This is a genomic window from Microcoleus sp. B4-C1 (genome assembly GCF_036705285.1).
Taxonomy (GTDB): domain Bacteria; phylum Cyanobacteriota; class Cyanobacteriia; order Cyanobacteriales; family Microcoleaceae; genus Microcoleus.
This window is the reverse complement of sequence record NZ_JAUBUC010000015.1, coordinates 1-13,735: the sequence shown is the minus strand read 5'-3', so window position 1 is coordinate 13,735 and position 13,735 is coordinate 1. Positions and strand designations below refer to the sequence as shown.

General features: G+C 45.9%; 15 protein-coding genes. 6 read left to right on the top strand and 9 right to left on the bottom strand.

The features are described 5' to 3' along the window. Window positions 1-23: 23 nt before the first annotated feature. Window positions 24-161: a hypothetical protein gene (locus tag QUB26_RS08510; protein ID WP_333291103.1), complete on the top strand. Its 138-nt coding sequence runs from the start codon at window positions 24-26 to the stop codon at window positions 159-161. Window positions 162-177: 16 nt separating this feature from the next. On the opposite strand, the gene QUB26_RS08505 is transcribed toward QUB26_RS08510, so the two are convergent. Beyond that, the gene (locus tag QUB26_RS08505) at window positions 178-1,248 is read right to left on the bottom strand and encodes an Mrp/NBP35 family ATP-binding protein (protein WP_333057242.1); all 1,071 of its coding nucleotides are present in this window, start codon (window positions 1,246-1,248) and stop codon (window positions 178-180) included. A 128-nt stretch (window positions 1,249-1,376) separates the two neighbouring features. On the opposite strand from QUB26_RS08505, the gene QUB26_RS08500 reads away from it, so the two are divergent. Genes QUB26_RS08500 through QUB26_RS08490 form a run of 3 tightly spaced genes read left to right on the top strand, consistent with a single transcriptional unit; the run spans window position 1,377 to window position 2,993 of the window. Then, window positions 1,377-1,502 carry a hypothetical protein gene (locus tag QUB26_RS08500; protein WP_333317497.1) on the top strand — a complete coding sequence of 42 codons (126 nt, stop codon included), beginning with the start codon at window positions 1,377-1,379 and terminating at the stop codon, window positions 1,500-1,502. Between the two features lie 27 nt (window positions 1,503-1,529). After that, window positions 1,530-2,573: an oxygen-dependent coproporphyrinogen oxidase gene (gene hemF, locus QUB26_RS08495; RefSeq protein ID WP_333317495.1), complete on the top strand. Its 1,044-nt coding sequence runs from the start codon at window positions 1,530-1,532 to the stop codon at window positions 2,571-2,573. A 57-nt stretch (window positions 2,574-2,630) separates the two neighbouring features. Continuing rightward, entirely contained in the window at window positions 2,631-2,993 is a 363-nt protein-coding gene (locus QUB26_RS08490; protein ID WP_006631392.1) for an STAS domain-containing protein, read from the top strand. 245 nt (window positions 2,994-3,238) lie between these two features. On the opposite strand, the gene QUB26_RS08485 is transcribed toward QUB26_RS08490, so the two are convergent. Further along, window positions 3,239-3,859 carry a chromophore lyase CpcT/CpeT gene (locus QUB26_RS08485; RefSeq protein ID WP_333242607.1) on the bottom strand — a complete coding sequence of 207 codons (621 nt, stop codon included), beginning with the start codon at window positions 3,857-3,859 and terminating at the stop codon, window positions 3,239-3,241. Window positions 3,860-4,331: 472 nt separating this feature from the next. On the opposite strand from QUB26_RS08485, the gene psb29 reads away from it, so the two are divergent. Next, a complete protein-coding gene (psb29, locus tag QUB26_RS08480) occupies window positions 4,332-5,045 on the top strand; it encodes a photosystem II biogenesis protein Psp29 (RefSeq protein ID WP_333242604.1) in 714 nt (237 codons plus the stop codon). Window positions 5,046-5,425: 380 nt separating this feature from the next. Here the strand turns inward: psb29 and QUB26_RS08475 are convergent, their stop codons facing one another. From QUB26_RS08475 to QUB26_RS08455, 5 genes are all read right to left on the bottom strand, one after another. Continuing rightward, window positions 5,426-5,962: a late competence development ComFB family protein gene (locus tag QUB26_RS08475; protein WP_006631395.1), complete on the bottom strand. Its 537-nt coding sequence runs from the start codon at window positions 5,960-5,962 to the stop codon at window positions 5,426-5,428. Window positions 5,963-6,169: 207 nt separating this feature from the next. Beyond that, a complete protein-coding gene (locus QUB26_RS08470; RefSeq protein ID WP_333242601.1) occupies window positions 6,170-7,111 on the bottom strand; it encodes a M23 family metallopeptidase in 942 nt (313 codons plus the stop codon). A gap of 464 nt (window positions 7,112-7,575) precedes the next feature. Beyond that, the gene (locus QUB26_RS08465) at window positions 7,576-7,803 is read right to left on the bottom strand and encodes a hypothetical protein (RefSeq protein WP_333057248.1); all 228 of its coding nucleotides are present in this window, start codon (window positions 7,801-7,803) and stop codon (window positions 7,576-7,578) included. 52 nt (window positions 7,804-7,855) lie between these two features. Next, complete coding sequence (locus tag QUB26_RS08460) at window positions 7,856-9,382, bottom strand: phosphomannomutase/phosphoglucomutase (RefSeq protein ID WP_333317493.1); 1,527 nt, start codon at window positions 9,380-9,382, stop codon at window positions 7,856-7,858. Window positions 9,383-9,832: 450 nt separating this feature from the next. Beyond that, complete coding sequence (locus QUB26_RS08455) at window positions 9,833-10,738, bottom strand: D-hexose-6-phosphate mutarotase (RefSeq protein WP_333317491.1); 906 nt, start codon at window positions 10,736-10,738, stop codon at window positions 9,833-9,835. A 435-nt stretch (window positions 10,739-11,173) separates the two neighbouring features. On the opposite strand from QUB26_RS08455, the gene QUB26_RS08450 reads away from it, so the two are divergent. Then, complete coding sequence (locus QUB26_RS08450; protein WP_333242588.1) at window positions 11,174-11,386, top strand: hypothetical protein; 213 nt, start codon at window positions 11,174-11,176, stop codon at window positions 11,384-11,386. Window positions 11,387-11,557: 171 nt separating this feature from the next. On the opposite strand, the gene QUB26_RS08445 is transcribed toward QUB26_RS08450, so the two are convergent. Together QUB26_RS08445 and QUB26_RS08440 are read right to left on the bottom strand one after the other, a co-directional pair. Then, window positions 11,558-12,460 carry a class I SAM-dependent methyltransferase gene (locus tag QUB26_RS08445; RefSeq protein ID WP_333317489.1) on the bottom strand — a complete coding sequence of 301 codons (903 nt, stop codon included), beginning with the start codon at window positions 12,458-12,460 and terminating at the stop codon, window positions 11,558-11,560. Window positions 12,461-13,239: 779 nt separating this feature from the next. Continuing rightward, window positions 13,240-13,440 carry an SDR family NAD(P)-dependent oxidoreductase gene (locus QUB26_RS08440; protein ID WP_445243063.1) on the bottom strand — a complete coding sequence of 67 codons (201 nt, stop codon included), beginning with the start codon at window positions 13,438-13,440 and terminating at the stop codon, window positions 13,240-13,242. Window positions 13,441-13,735: the final 295 nt, after the last annotated feature.

The window sequence follows — 13,735 nt, the reverse complement described above, 5'->3', positions numbered from 1 at the left end:
GTTCCACAAATTCAACAGGCAAGATGCCTGTTCCACAAATTCAACAGGCAAGATGCCTGTTCCACAAATTCAACAGGCAAGATGCCTGTTCCACAAATTCAACAGGTTTCTTGTGGGGAGTAGGGGTTGGGCGGGACGCCCGCCCATCAAAAGCTGATTAACAATCCAAGATGTGAGTTAGGCTAAGGCTGCTACGGAAACTTTACCGGCAATGCGGCCCGCGATCGCCCGCAACTCCCTAGCTGAAGCAGAACCCGGTTGCCCCACCACGATCGGCACCCCCGAATCCCCACCTTCGCGTAACGGAATTTCCAGCGGAATGCGGCCTAACAGTGGCACTCCCAACTCAGCAGCAGTCTTTTCCCCGCCACCAGAACCGAAAATATCGTATTGCTTATCGGGCATATCGGGTGGCACAAAATAGCTCATGTTTTCCACAATTCCCAACACCGACACTCCCAACTGCTGGAACATCTTTAAACCCTTGCGAGAGTCCAACAATGCCACAGTCTGCGGTGTAGTCACGATCACCACACCAGCCATCGGCACCGCTTGCGCCATTGTCAACTGCGCGTCTCCAGTACCCGGAGGCATATCGACAATCAGATAGTCTAAATCGCCCCAATTCACCTGATACAGGAACTGCCGAATGATCCCGTTCAACATCGGGCCGCGCCAAATCACGGGTTGGTCTTTGTCAATTAAAAATGCCATCGACACTAATTTGACGCCGTAGTTGAAGGCGGGTTCGAGGCTTTCCCCGCTTTTTCCGTCCCTAACCATCACTTTTGCGTCCCCTAAACCCAACATATTGGGGTCGTTGGGCCCATAGATATCCGCATCCAGCAAACCCACCTTAGCGCCGGTTTGGGCTAGCGCTACTGCGACGTTTACCGCCACTGTGCTTTTGCCGACGCCGCCTTTGCCGCTGGAAATTGCGATAATATTTTTAACGCCTTCAATTCCTTGGCGATCGACCACTCCCTTTTGCTGCGGCGTCTCGGCTGTCACCTCCACCGCCACTTTTTCGACTCCTGGCAACTGTTTGACCGCTTTTTGGCAATCTTCGACAATAAATTCTCGCAGCGGGCAAGCAGGGGTTGTCAGCACTAAAGTGAAACTGACGACACCGCCGTCAATTTTTATGTTACGAATCATGTTCAATTCCACCAAACTCTTTTGCAGTTCGGGGTCTTGCACGGGTCGCAGGATTTCTAAGACTGAACTAACATCGAGTGTATTGGGCATTGTGTTCTCCACCATAGCTCTGCAATTGGGTTTGCGAATTTTCGATCGCAGGTTTAAGTATATTTTTATTGCTATTTTTTAATGTAACTTCATAGCGATCATTTGCAGACCTACGGTGGCATAATTACATGACGACAGGATTTGGGACTCACGGTCAATCTCAAACTCAAATGCGATCGGCAAGAATTTCTACGACCGAAAGCAATTTGGTCACAATAGGCGAATTGAGCCGTGGTCGCAATTCTTCAATCTAAAATCTAAAATCTTAAATCTTAAATCGGATGACAGTTTCTACCACACTTAAAACCGCCACTTCCCCGTTTTTGCCGCCCGCTGACTCTAGAGCTAGAGTCAGCCAATTTATGAAAACCCTACAAGACGAAATTTGTCAATCCCTCGAACAGCTCGATGGCGTTGGCAAATTTAAGGAGGACTCTTGGGAACGCTCCGAAGGCGGGGGCGGACGTTCTCGCGTCATGCGCGAAGGCGATGTGTTTGAACAAGGGGGAGTCAATTTTTCCCAAGTGTGGGGCGAAAGTTTGCCGGCTTTGATTCTGGCCAAGCACCCCGAAGCTGCAGGTCACGATTTTTATGCAACAGGCACTTCGATGGTGCTGCACCCCCGCAATCCCTACTTGCCTACGGTTCACCTGAATTACCGCTATTTTGAGGCCGGGCCGATTTGGTGGTTTGGCGGCGGTGTGGATTTGACTCCTTATTACCCCTTGGCTGAGGATGCAGCTCATTTTCACAAAACTCTGAAAGCAACTTGCGATCGCCACCATCCCGGATATTATCCGACATTTAAACTCTGGTGCGACGAATATTTCTACCTGCCCCACCGCCAAGAAACCCGCGGCGTGGGCGGCCTGTTTTTTGACTACCAAAGCGCTCAAGGCGCGCTTTACCGCGACCATCATGTCAAAGGCAAGGCCGCTGAGTGCAGCAACAACATCGGGATGCCGGAACCTAGGACTTGGGAGTCGCTGTTCGCCTTCGTACAGGACTGTGGCCGGGCATTTTTGCCAGCTTACACCCCAATTGTTGAAAAGCACCGATCGAAAGAATACGGCGAGCGCGAGCGTAATTTCCAACTTTACCGCCGCGGCCGTTACGTTGAATTTAACTTGGTGTACGATCGAGGCACGACCTTTGGTTTGCAAACCAACGGACGCACCGAATCGATTCTCATGTCCCTGCCACCTTTGGTACGCTGGGAATACTGTTACGAGCCAGAACCCAACTCTCCCGAAGCCGAACTCTACTCCAAGTTCTTAAAACCGCAAGATTGGGCGAATTGGATGCCTCAGCAGTCACCGACCTGAGTTAAACTACTGGGACAGTAACCACCGCGATAGATAATAAATTTGAGGGAAGGGTCAGTGATTCATATTGATCAAAAAACCCACACGCTTCAAGACGGTACAACAGTTATCGTCTTAGCACCGACAGGACGGTTGGACATCACTACAGCTTGGCAATTCCGCCTCAAGTTGCAAGAGTGTATTTCCAAACTTAGCCGCCATGTTGTAGTGAATCTTGGTCAGGTTAACTTTATCGATAGCTCTGGCCTGACCTCACTTGTAGCAGGTATGCGGGATGCGGATAAAGTTAAGGGAAGTTTCCGCATTTGCAATGTTCATCCCGAAGCCAAACTGGTGTTTGAAGTCACCATGATGGATTCTGTGTTTGAAATCTTTGAAACGGAAGAAGAAGCTCTAGAGGGGGTGCCGCGCGCAAGTTGACCACTCCCGTTTGCATCGCTTGCGGTGTAAGCGCAATTTAAGCTTGAGGCTCACAAAAAGCGCCGGAACCCTGGACAAGAACAGGAAGCAGGTAAATTCTTGCCAGCTTCCTTATGCTTTCTTCCTTTCTTGAGAGGTTGAGAGGTTCACCAAAACACTAAAGTAGAAGAATAGGTCAAGGTAAAGTCTTGCCTTCTATCCTAGATAGCTATATTTTTCTTCCTAGTTTCTTGTTGCTTCTTGCTTCAAACCAATATCTCAGCAGCAAAATCCTGACGCTTGACAAATCTAAAAGGGCCCATTAAAGCTCCCCAGATAGCCTTGCCTGTGGTGGGGCTTATTCCTTTGTCGTAGCTGAGAAATTCCTCGCCTGCGGCTTCAAATCCCAAGTCTACTTGGTAATTTTGCCCCCCGTAGGCAAAGCCGCAGCGAGTGCCCTCCGGCAAAGATGCCCGAAATCGATAGCCGTTTGAGCCTAAATTTTCCACCGCAACCGACAGGGTGCAGCCAGGGAGGAGTTGGATTTGCTCCTTCGTTAGCTTTCCAAGCAAGTCGGGGTTGCAACCGGCTCCTTTGACGGCTGTAATGTCATTAAACATATAATACTGAGCTTCGATAAGTCCCGGCGCTATCTGTGAGTGCCTCAGTTGCACGATGCGGGGGCGGTATGGCTTGTCTAATTCCAGAATGTTGGCTTGTTCGGCAAACAGGGCAATGCTGGGTTCGGAAAATAAAGGAACGGGTAGTGGTCTTTGCCACATACGAAGGTGGACGTACCACGCCGGCTCTGCTAGCGCTTGTTCTCGGTTGTCAAATTCGCCCGCCATGTACTGGGCTAAAGCTATTAATTCAGGAGAAATTGTCATGTTTGTTTTTTGACGATTAGGGATTGACAAGAAAAAGTTATTGTGATATGTAAGACCATATCAAGGCTGGGCAAGTCAGAAGATGAGATTTATGAGCGATCCCAGAAGAGCTATGATTGTAAAGATACTGGGTTTTTTCCCTCATATTGCGACATATTAATTGTTGCTGCCGATCGCGCGTAAAATATTTTTGATAAAATTTTGTCTCGCAAGGAGGCGGCAACGCTTAAAAAAACTGGCAAATTTTGTCAGCCTGATCGCAGAATTGACCCAGCCCAACAACGGATACCGTGCCACGTACTTAAGTCGTGGAAAGATAAAAATTTTAGACCAAAGTTCAAGCTCCCAGATTTATCTGTGGGGTAAATCTAAAATCTAAAATCTAAAATCTAAAATCGACTGACTCCCCCGACTTTACTCACGCCGCGCTGGCACGCCCGCTACGGCAAAATTATTTATCTATAAGACTCAGGTGAACAATAACCGTACTGTTTCAGATACTAAGCGAAGTTTCTATACGATTCACACTCGACCGATCAACTCAATTTACCGTCGAGTGGTGGAAGAGTTGATGGTAGAAATGCACTTGCTTTCGGCGAATGCCGATTTTCAATACGACCCGATTTATGCTTTGGGTGTAGTGACAGCTTTCGATCGATTCATGCTTGGGTACGCCCCAGAAGCAGACAGACTTTCGATTTTTAACGCTTTATGCAAGTCCCTAGAAGACGATCCAGAGCGCTACAAGCAAGACGCTCAGCGATTGGAAAGCTTGGCGGATAGACTTTCCGGCCAAGAGTTGCTCTCGTGGCTCGATCGCTCGACCAGCTTTGAAGATACAGCGGATTTGCAAGCGTCTTTAGGGGCGATCGCCAGCAACCCTCAATTTAAGTACAGCCGCTTGTTCGCGATCGGTTTGTTCTCGCTATTAGAAAAAGCTGACCCTAACTTGGTAAAAGACCAAGAAACGCGAAACGACGCGATCGCCAAAGTCAGTGCGGCCTTGCACCTGCCAGAAGACAAAGTTAGCAAAGATTTAGATTTGTACCGCAGCAATTTGGAAAAAATGGCCCAAGCACGAATAGTGCTTCAAGATGTCATCCAAGCGGAACGGAAAAAACGCGAAAAACGAGAGACAAAAGTTACCGCTGGTCCTTCGGCTGACTCTTCTGACAGCAGCAATTAATCGTTTAAAAGAAGAAGGAAGTTCGGCAACGGATTCGCTTTCTTCGGATGTAACTGATATCTTGCACCATTCTCAATTAGCCGTAGGGGCGGGTTCGCCAACAGCCTGAAAGCTTGCAAATAGGTTCTATAAACCCGCCCGACCCACGAAAAATCCTCTTATTGATATTGCTGCAAGATGTCAGATGTAACCGATGTCAGGAACAAAGAAGAAGGAGTTTTTTATTTTTTACATAAAATAGAAAACTTTTAAATTTTAATTTTTTGTTTTTGAATTCTGGTTTCTGCCATCTGATGAATCTTGCTGGCTCAGAAACTAAAAATCCCGCTTTCTGAATGGAGCGGGATCGACTTAATCAAAATAGAGCTGTTGGATTGGTACTAAGGCTGGGGTTCAAAATTAGTGGCGTTAGCTTGCAGCCAAGTGCTTAGCTGTGAAAGAACTTCGTTTCCAGAAGACTTGCCCAAAGCTGTGGGGTTTGGGGTGTCGGGCCTGTCCAAGTTGCGGGCGATCGCTGCGTTGACTTCTTTGGAAATCAAATCGTGAAGTTGCTCTTTAGCCCTAGCCCTTTGAAAGTGAGCTCCCTCTTCAGTCGTAGCGTACAGAGGTGGCAGCCTATTTAAAGCATAAGCTGCGATATCTCCCACATCCAGACTCAGGTCGCTCGTCGCTTCAATTTCGGCCACCCTAGCGATCGCATCGCTGAGCACCAACTCTTCCATCACGTTGATGAACTGTTTGCGTGGCAGAACCACAACTTCGCCAGTCAACAAAGATCCCATCAGACGATCGAGAGCCATGTACTCTTCGATCGACAATTCCGAAGCCGTATTGCAGATCCGTCCCACCTCAGCTTCCATAGACGGCGTTAAATAGCCATCTTGCAAAGCCTGTTCAACAATTTTTTCAATACTCATATATGCGTCCCCGCTCAACGGCATCATCAATAAAGTTTTGTGAAGACGCGATTGTTAGCGTCTTGAGATTCGAGTTTTGAGAGTTGAGTTGAGAATTTTTATACAAATCCTAACTCAATACTGATAACCCATAAAGTTATCTGCACACCCCAGCCACAAACTTACCCCATAATTGACTGATAAATCCGTCAAAACCTGTAAAAACTCCTACTCAACTCCCTGAAGCCGCCAAGGTACAGGATCGACTGCCTGCCCATGCACGTAAAGTCCCCAATGCAGGTGAGGGCCTGTGGAAGCCCCCGTTGAGCCCACAGTACCAATTACTTGACCTGGTTTCACGACATCGCCTTCCTTGACATCAATCCGGGCCAGGTGCATCAAAATACTGGCTACCCCCTGGCCGTGGTCAATACCAACGACATTCCCGTGGATTTTGAACCCTTGGGATTCGCGTCCCACTAGAGACACGCGACCTGCGGCTGGTGCCACTACAGGGGAACCGTAAGCACCCGCGTAATCAACGCCGCGGTGGTAGTAGTCTTGAGCAAATACCCCATTATAATAACGTCGCACCCCGTAAATAGTGGTAATTTCGCCGGAGTTGGGGCGCAACAATTTGCCGTCCCAAAATTTTTCGGGTGTCACGAGTGCTTTAAATGCGTCTACGCGATCGAACTCCGCGTCTGTACCTTCGCTGTCTTTCCCAGGCGGTAGCCAGATGGATTGAGTAGGAAAATTTCGATCCCGCACTTGGAGACTCAAGTTCTGAACTTGTCCGTCACCTGCGACTTGGATTTGGCGGGCACCGGGTTTCTCTAGCGGCGTCGTCGGTAGCAGGGCCCGAAAGCGGCCGTTGCCGATCGGAAAAGCGGGGTAGTTTTTTTGCTGTAGAGAAACTGTTGGAGTTTCCCCGCCGTTACCGTCAACCTGAATCATTACTGACAGCGTATCTCCCAGTTGGGGATTTGTCGGCGTCACAACTACCTGCAAAGCTTGTACCGGCAGGGCAAAACTCAGAAAGCCAGCAACAATTCCCCCGATCGAACCAGCGGTTAGCTTGTTTGCTTTCAACTGCCCCCACCGCAAAATCCGACCCGTAATTATTTCCGTACTTAGCCCGCAGTTGTCTCGATTCACAGTCATTACCATCACTAGCAGTCCTTAACCTTTGTCTCACTGATATATTTTTAACTATCTAGACTAACTCTAGCAATCCGCAATAAAAATTTCTGTAGTGCGGGGAGGAAAGCCCGCTTCAGCCAGACGCTCACACTACCGTTTCCACTACAAATCTAGGAGAACCCAAGTTTCAACAGAAACACTCTTCATCTCTAAGCGGATGGAATTATATTTTATTAGTCCTAGCTACTGTTGCATAGCTTTTAACAATTGGCATTAGTTATAGTTCACGGCGCTACAACATAATTATTTTTAACTCCTCTGCTGTTAAATCAATTCTTTCTTTGCCGTTTATTTGCCGAGAACGTTCCTCAAACTCTCTAGTTATTGTAGCCTGTTGTTGGCAAAATAGTATTGATTCCCTATTTTAAAATCTCACATCTAAAATTGTCTGAGATAAAAATTGAGAATTTCTATAATCTGATTACCTAAATTTACAGGGATTCAAAGGTAGCAGTAAAACCATCTAAGGTCAAGCATTCTTCCATAAATTCCTCTACATCGTTGACATTCTCAAGCTGATATTCCATGATGCGTTGACCATCACCTTTCATCTTTTTGGAAGAGGAAGGCGTGGCAGGATATTTGGCAGCGATCGCTTTGAAAGCTTTGGAATGGGTATCCCAGCTTTCAGCAGAACATTTTATGATTAAAAGCCACATGATTAAATTCCTCATTGGGTTTGGTTTACTAATAGTCTAACACGAGTAAAACTTAGAGCGATAGTGCCGAAAAATCAAGGGATTCTGTTGTTTTGAAAAAAGCTAAAAGCCGAGCGACTATGTGAGCAACACCACCCTTAAAATTAGACTCAACATTCAAAGGCATCACCGGATCGTGGAGTGATAAGCGTAACAGAAACCAGCCAGATTCGCTAGGTGACGTGCAGGAAATTCGCAAACCTTCGTAGTTATTGGGAACTATTTTCCAGTCTGCTTGGGTTGAGACAAATTGTTGCAGTTGCTCAATAACCCGATCGCCGTGAGCCTTGAAATCATCCACACCAATTTTAATCCGAAATTCTGCACTTTCTTCGGGTTCTTTTAAATTCGCAATTAAATCCGGCAAAGATTGGTTTGCTAGCTTTGACTTAGCCAATTCAATCAATAATTTGCTGACCAAATAAGCGCCATCATCCAGAAAGTAATTTTCTTTCAAAGCTCCATGTCCAGAGGTTTCAATCGCCAGCCATGATTCCTGTCCGGCTTCATTGAGGCGAATCGACTCGTCAATCACATTTTTGTAGCCGCGTTTAAAGCGATGGTGAATTCCTTTTAAATCTTGTTCGATGAATTGTGTCAAGCCATCGGAGGTGATAGAATCGGTGACAATGGTAGAGCCTGGGTGTTCTTGTAATATAATGGCAGAAATCAAGGCAATTAAGCGATTGCGATTCAGTTCCTTGCCAACTCCATCGACGGCCGCACTGCGATCGACATCGGTATCAAAAATAATCCCAAAATCTGCTTGATTTTCAATTACCGCTTGACAAATTGACTGCATTGCCTGTTTATCTTCGGGATTTGGCACATGATTGGGGAAAGTACCATCTGGTTCTAAAAACTGACTGCCCGTAGTGTCTGCACCTAAAGGTTTTAAGACTTTATCAACATAAAAACCGCCCGCACCATTGCCCGCATCCACAACAATTTTTAATCCTGTTAGTGGTTCCTCAAAGTTATCGGGATGATTGACTGCTTCCCGGATTTTTGTGACAAATTGGTTAGCATAAACAGAGATAAAATCATGCTTGGTAATCTTACCGGGCGATGAGGATGGCTGAAAATAATTGCTTTGCGCTAGTGCTAAGATATCTGTAATATCCTGCTTTTGTAACCCACCTTGGGCTGTGAAAAACTTTAAGCCGTTTCGATTAAAGGGCAAATGGCTAGCAGTCAGCATAATTGCGCCGTCGCAATCAAAACCAGGGGTGATTGTACTCATAAACATGGCGGGGGTTGAGGCCATTTCAAAGTCGTACACGGTTGCACCAAGTGAGGCGATTCCCTCCATGACAGCTTGCATTAAGGTTGGGCCTGATAGGCGACTGTCACGCCCGATCGCGATCGTTAATTCTGCCGCTGGTTTCTGGACTTTTTGCACCAGCCAACTGACAAAGGATTTACCTAAGATTGTGGCAATTTCAGGGGTGAGGTTGACTTTTTCATTGGGAACGCCTTCGAGGGCGATACCGCGAATGTCTGAGCCATTTTGAAGTTTTGTCCAGTTGAAGATTTGCATAATAATTGATGGTTAGTAGAAAAATAGGAGTCGGCTGTAGAAACTGATCGTACAAAGTTTTGTCTGTGGCTAGACGGTTCGAGTCAGTTTCGCTGATCGTCTTTCACGGACTAATAAATAAACAGGGGAGAAATTTGGGATTTGGTATTATATCATGTCCGGTCGATTACCCCTAATACGGTAGGGGATCCCCTCACGAAAAATATCTGCCAATAATTGACAATCTCAAAAACCCGCCCTTTTAATCGCTCGATCGGACATGGTATTATTAGTCATTACGGTGACAGAGTTTTTCAATTCAATCAGCTAATCGGCATTTAAGTGGTATTTAAAGAAACAATCCCAGTCTTGTGGGTGGGATTTGAGCAACGCCCAAAATATCCAATTGAAATGTTGACCCGCTTACTGAGAATTTTGACCCCATCACCGCTAAGCTTAAGCTCTAATTTCTTAGTCGCGTTCCACGCTGTAAATTGCCTGCAAGCGGAACTCACCATGAGCGGGAACTTCCACAATATCTGTAGCTGCATTGGTCGTTTCTACGCAGAGTAAGCGCTGATAATCTGCATCATCAAGGTCGGCCATATTTGCAGAAATTGTCACCCAGGGATTCCACACTACGACGGATTTACTACCCGATGATTTAATGCGAATCCGACGATTGAGGGCGCTATCGTCAATGACTAATTCATTGGTGACATCGAGATAAATGCGATCGACTTCACCTGTTACTACCACTGCACCCACTTGAGTTTTTTCCACCCCACCATCCGCTTTATCAAGATATTGGCTATTTTCTAAACCTAAAACCTGCACGCGGTTGATATCGCCTACTTGGAAATAGGTGTGGAAAGCTTGGGTGAGGGGAAATGCTTTGTCGCCTAGATTGCGGGTGATTAATTCTACCGTGAGGCTGGTGCCGATCGTAATCTCGATCGCCAGTTCAAAAGCTTGGGGCCAAATTCCTCTAGTTTCATCGCTATCCTTGAGTCCGAGAGTGACTTTAGTTGCACCATCGGGGGTTGTGGCGGTTTCTAGCACATTCCAGAGGCGATTCCGCACAAACCCATGACTTGGACGCCCCAAGGCTTCGGGATCTGGGCCAAACCAGGGCCAACAGATGGGTATACCGCCTTTGATGGCTTTCCCTTCTGCGTAGTAGGCTTTGTCGCTGACGAACATCAAGTCTGTGGTTTCGGTGGCTGGTTGAAAGGAGAGCACTTGACCGGAATACACAGAAATTAAGGCTTTGGCTTGACCGTTGTCGATGTGAATCATCGGGAAACCACCGTTTCCGGTGGCGAAGGTGAGGTTCTCGGCTATGCCGTAGTCTGCGTTTAATTGGTCAATACTCATCAGAAATATGGGTTTGAAACCCCGTCCTTTTAGGACGGCTTTACATTGGATGGGGGGGGAGGAATTCTCCTCCGATGAATGCTTGTTACCGCCTTGGATATACTAACGACGTTCGACGTTTTGTATTCGCCTTTAACCCGGACAGTTACGGATCGAGTGCTTTCTACCTGTACGCATAACAAGTGGCGGTAAGCCCGTGTGTGTATATCCCTTCGCCACTGATATCCCTTGAGGTTACAGACTAGGGAGGCATCCAGTAACATCGTTCGGTGTACCACCACCAGATAATTCAGTTTGTCTCAAAGACGCAGGCTAGACACTGTTTTAGTCTCAAATTAAGAAGGTGGTGAGTCTTCCTCTTTCAAGCCCCATGCCTTTAGGCTGGGGTTAGTGACGCTGTTAGCTTGGTGAATTGCTTTACAATTATCCGATATTATGGTTGCTAGATTGATTAGATTGTTGAGTTTGACCTGGGAAGGTGCGATCGACACAACGATGCAGTCAGAGAAACCGATAGCGAGTCCCCACACATCGCGAGGGGATGTGCATCGAACCCACCGGCACACCTTGCTGATTTCTCCGATGGCCAAGCTAATGCAGCACTTCATCAAAAGACGGCGCAGCCGCAAAACTCCGCATCTGGCTTGATTCGTTGTATAGCCCGGAAACCCCAGTGGTGTCACCCACAGCCTCCCTCGCTAAAATTTGTCTTCGTAGAGTCTGGCGCAAGGGGATTAATGTAATGGGTAATAACTGTCAGGGTACAAGCGCACTCAAACATTTGAGGTAATCTCATCTTTTCTGTGCGCTTAAGTTTTGTTATGCTGAGCCAGAATCGGGTTTTTTCAAATATATACGTTCCATATCCCGTGTATTTAAATATAACGAAATTTTATTTAAATGCAGTTTAACTGCCACATCCTTAAGGATTTGTTTAATGGCCTGACTTTTGCTCACAACGCCCAAATTATAAAATAGCCTGTCGAGTGTTAGCGATCGCCCTACATAATCTGTTTTAAGCACGGTAAATCCTGCCTTAGTTGCAAGTTTTTCTAGCGTGGTGGTCGTAAAAAAGTAAATATGTCCGTCGCAACTGAGACTTCTTTCTCTTTTACCCAATAATTTGAAAATCAATGTATCGTAGCGGGGGGTTTCCATCACGAATATCCCACCCGGCTTCAAGATCCGATAAACTTCTTTCAACGTACTGTAAGGATCGGATACGTGTTCGATCACGTGCATCATCAATACAGCGTCTGCCGATCGATCTTCTAGTTCAGCTTTTTCTAATATGGTTGGGATGATTTCGATTCCAAACTCCGATTCTGCATATCTGCACATACCCACATTAGGTTCAAGCCCAACTACATTCCACCCATCTTGCTTAAAGAAGTTTAACAAATACCCCAAGCCACTTCCCACTTCAATTAACTTACCTTTCTGGGGATAATGTTTGTGAAGAAAAGCTCTGGTTTTTTCATAATCTTTTACCTGCAGTGCTTCTTTTTCCAGTCTCTGCGAATCTTGGTTAACTATCGCAGATAATACAAACTCTGGATCGTAGTTTTCTATTAATACACTATCTACTTCTGTGCTTCTCGGATTAGCATACATCAATCCACAGGCTTTACAATTGACAATTTGATTTACCTGGGCTACTCCCTGCTCAAATCTCACAGTATAGTCATTACTACCGCACAAATTGCATGCAACGTATGTCATAGCTTTGATTTCTTTTACTTTGTTCAACTGAGTTCGGCATTGATTCTAACATATTCACCTGTGGGCAGCTACAAGTGTTTATTTTTGTTACACAAGTTTACATGATTCTCGCTATTCCTGCTACACAATCTAAATTTATCCGCAAAAATTAGTTTATTAAACCAATATTTATTGTTAATTAGGAATGAGAATTAAATAACTTAGAATGCGTGATGGTTCTTGTGGGATGGGCGTCCCGCCCGCCCTTTCTGGACGGGCGGGACGCCCATCCCACTTTCAAGAGTGTAAATTATTTAATTCGCGATCCTTAGTTCACACACAACAGCTTGAATATAGCGGAATTTATATAATATCTTTTTTCACCCATGCCTTTTATAGTATCCCTAAAATTTTAAAATTAAAATAGTTTAAACATAAACATAAATTCTCAATTTATTGTATAATTTGGGAATTATTATAGCAATCCTAAATCATTCATGTACATTTGTAGGGGTAGTGCTACCCCTACTCCCCGTGCCTACCCCCTATCTATGGGGGCAACCGGGCGTGGGATTGCCCGTACAATAATTAGGCGAATGATTTAGGGTGGCTATATATCTAAAATAAGTGCGTTATTAAAAACAATTACAGCAGTTGTATTGCCCATGTTTTTCGATGTATCTCTCCGATTTCTTCATTGTTATTGCGTGATAGCCGGATGCGGCAAAGTTGCTTGCTAATCGATACTCAGTTTTATTACAGCATATTCGGTGATTGATGAAATACAGTAGTCGCTATATTTATTCGGCAACATCGGTGACTCGATAGGCAACGGTGCCACCTGTTTTTTCGATTGCAGCCACCAAGTCTTTGAGTCTATCTTCGCGGCGGGCAGCAAGCATGAGTTTGGCTCCGCTGGCGGCTAAACGATGAGCGGTGGCTTCACCTAAACCGCTACTTGCTCCTGTAATGATCACAACCTTGTTTTGAATCTCAGACATATTCACTCCTGTTAATTGATTAAATCCGCTCACCTAAAATTGATCGCAAATCCGCTTAATCACCAAGCGCGATCGTATTGAATAGGAGCAGGCACGGATTGACGTAGTTGCTTCGCAGCGCGCATCGGCCAATAAGGATCGCGCAGCAGTTCTCTAGCAAGTAATACCATATCTGCTTGACCTGACAGTTAGGGAGTCGATCGCCTCTAGTGCAGTCTTTAGGATCGCGAATTAAATAACTTATAATTTTAATTGTTATTGTGGGATGGGCGTCCCGCCCGTCCAAAAAGGACGG

Coding starts and splice junctions, on each gene's coding strand:
- QUB26_RS08500 (WP_333317497.1), top strand. CDS start 1,377: ATGACGACAGGATTTGGGACTCACGGTCAATCTCAAACTCAAATGCGA.
- QUB26_RS08475 (WP_006631395.1), bottom strand. CDS start 5,962: ATGAGTATTGAAAAAATTGTTGAACAGGCTTTGCAAGATGGCTATTTA.
- hemF (WP_333317495.1), top strand. CDS start 1,530: ATGACAGTTTCTACCACACTTAAAACCGCCACTTCCCCGTTTTTGCCG.
- QUB26_RS08485 (WP_333242607.1), bottom strand. CDS start 3,859: ATGACAATTTCTCCTGAATTAATAGCTTTAGCCCAGTACATGGCGGGC.
- QUB26_RS08455 (WP_333317491.1), bottom strand. CDS start 10,738: ATGAGTATTGACCAATTAAACGCAGACTACGGCATAGCCGAGAACCTC.
- QUB26_RS08460 (WP_333317493.1), bottom strand. CDS start 9,382: ATGCAAATCTTCAACTGGACAAAACTTCAAAATGGCTCAGACATTCGC.
- QUB26_RS08465 (WP_333057248.1), bottom strand. CDS start 7,803: ATGTGGCTTTTAATCATAAAATGTTCTGCTGAAAGCTGGGATACCCAT.
- QUB26_RS08440 (WP_445243063.1), bottom strand. CDS start 13,440: ATGTCTGAGATTCAAAACAAGGTTGTGATCATTACAGGAGCAAGTAGC.
- QUB26_RS08505 (WP_333057242.1), bottom strand. CDS start 1,248: ATGCCCAATACACTCGATGTTAGTTCAGTCTTAGAAATCCTGCGACCC.
- QUB26_RS08510 (WP_333291103.1), top strand. CDS start 24: ATGCCTGTTCCACAAATTCAACAGGCAAGATGCCTGTTCCACAAATTC.
- QUB26_RS08450 (WP_333242588.1), top strand. CDS start 11,174: ATGGTTGCTAGATTGATTAGATTGTTGAGTTTGACCTGGGAAGGTGCG.
- QUB26_RS08470 (WP_333242601.1), bottom strand. CDS start 7,111: ATGGTAATGACTGTGAATCGAGACAACTGCGGGCTAAGTACGGAAATA.
- QUB26_RS08445 (WP_333317489.1), bottom strand. CDS start 12,460: ATGACATACGTTGCATGCAATTTGTGCGGTAGTAATGACTATACTGTG.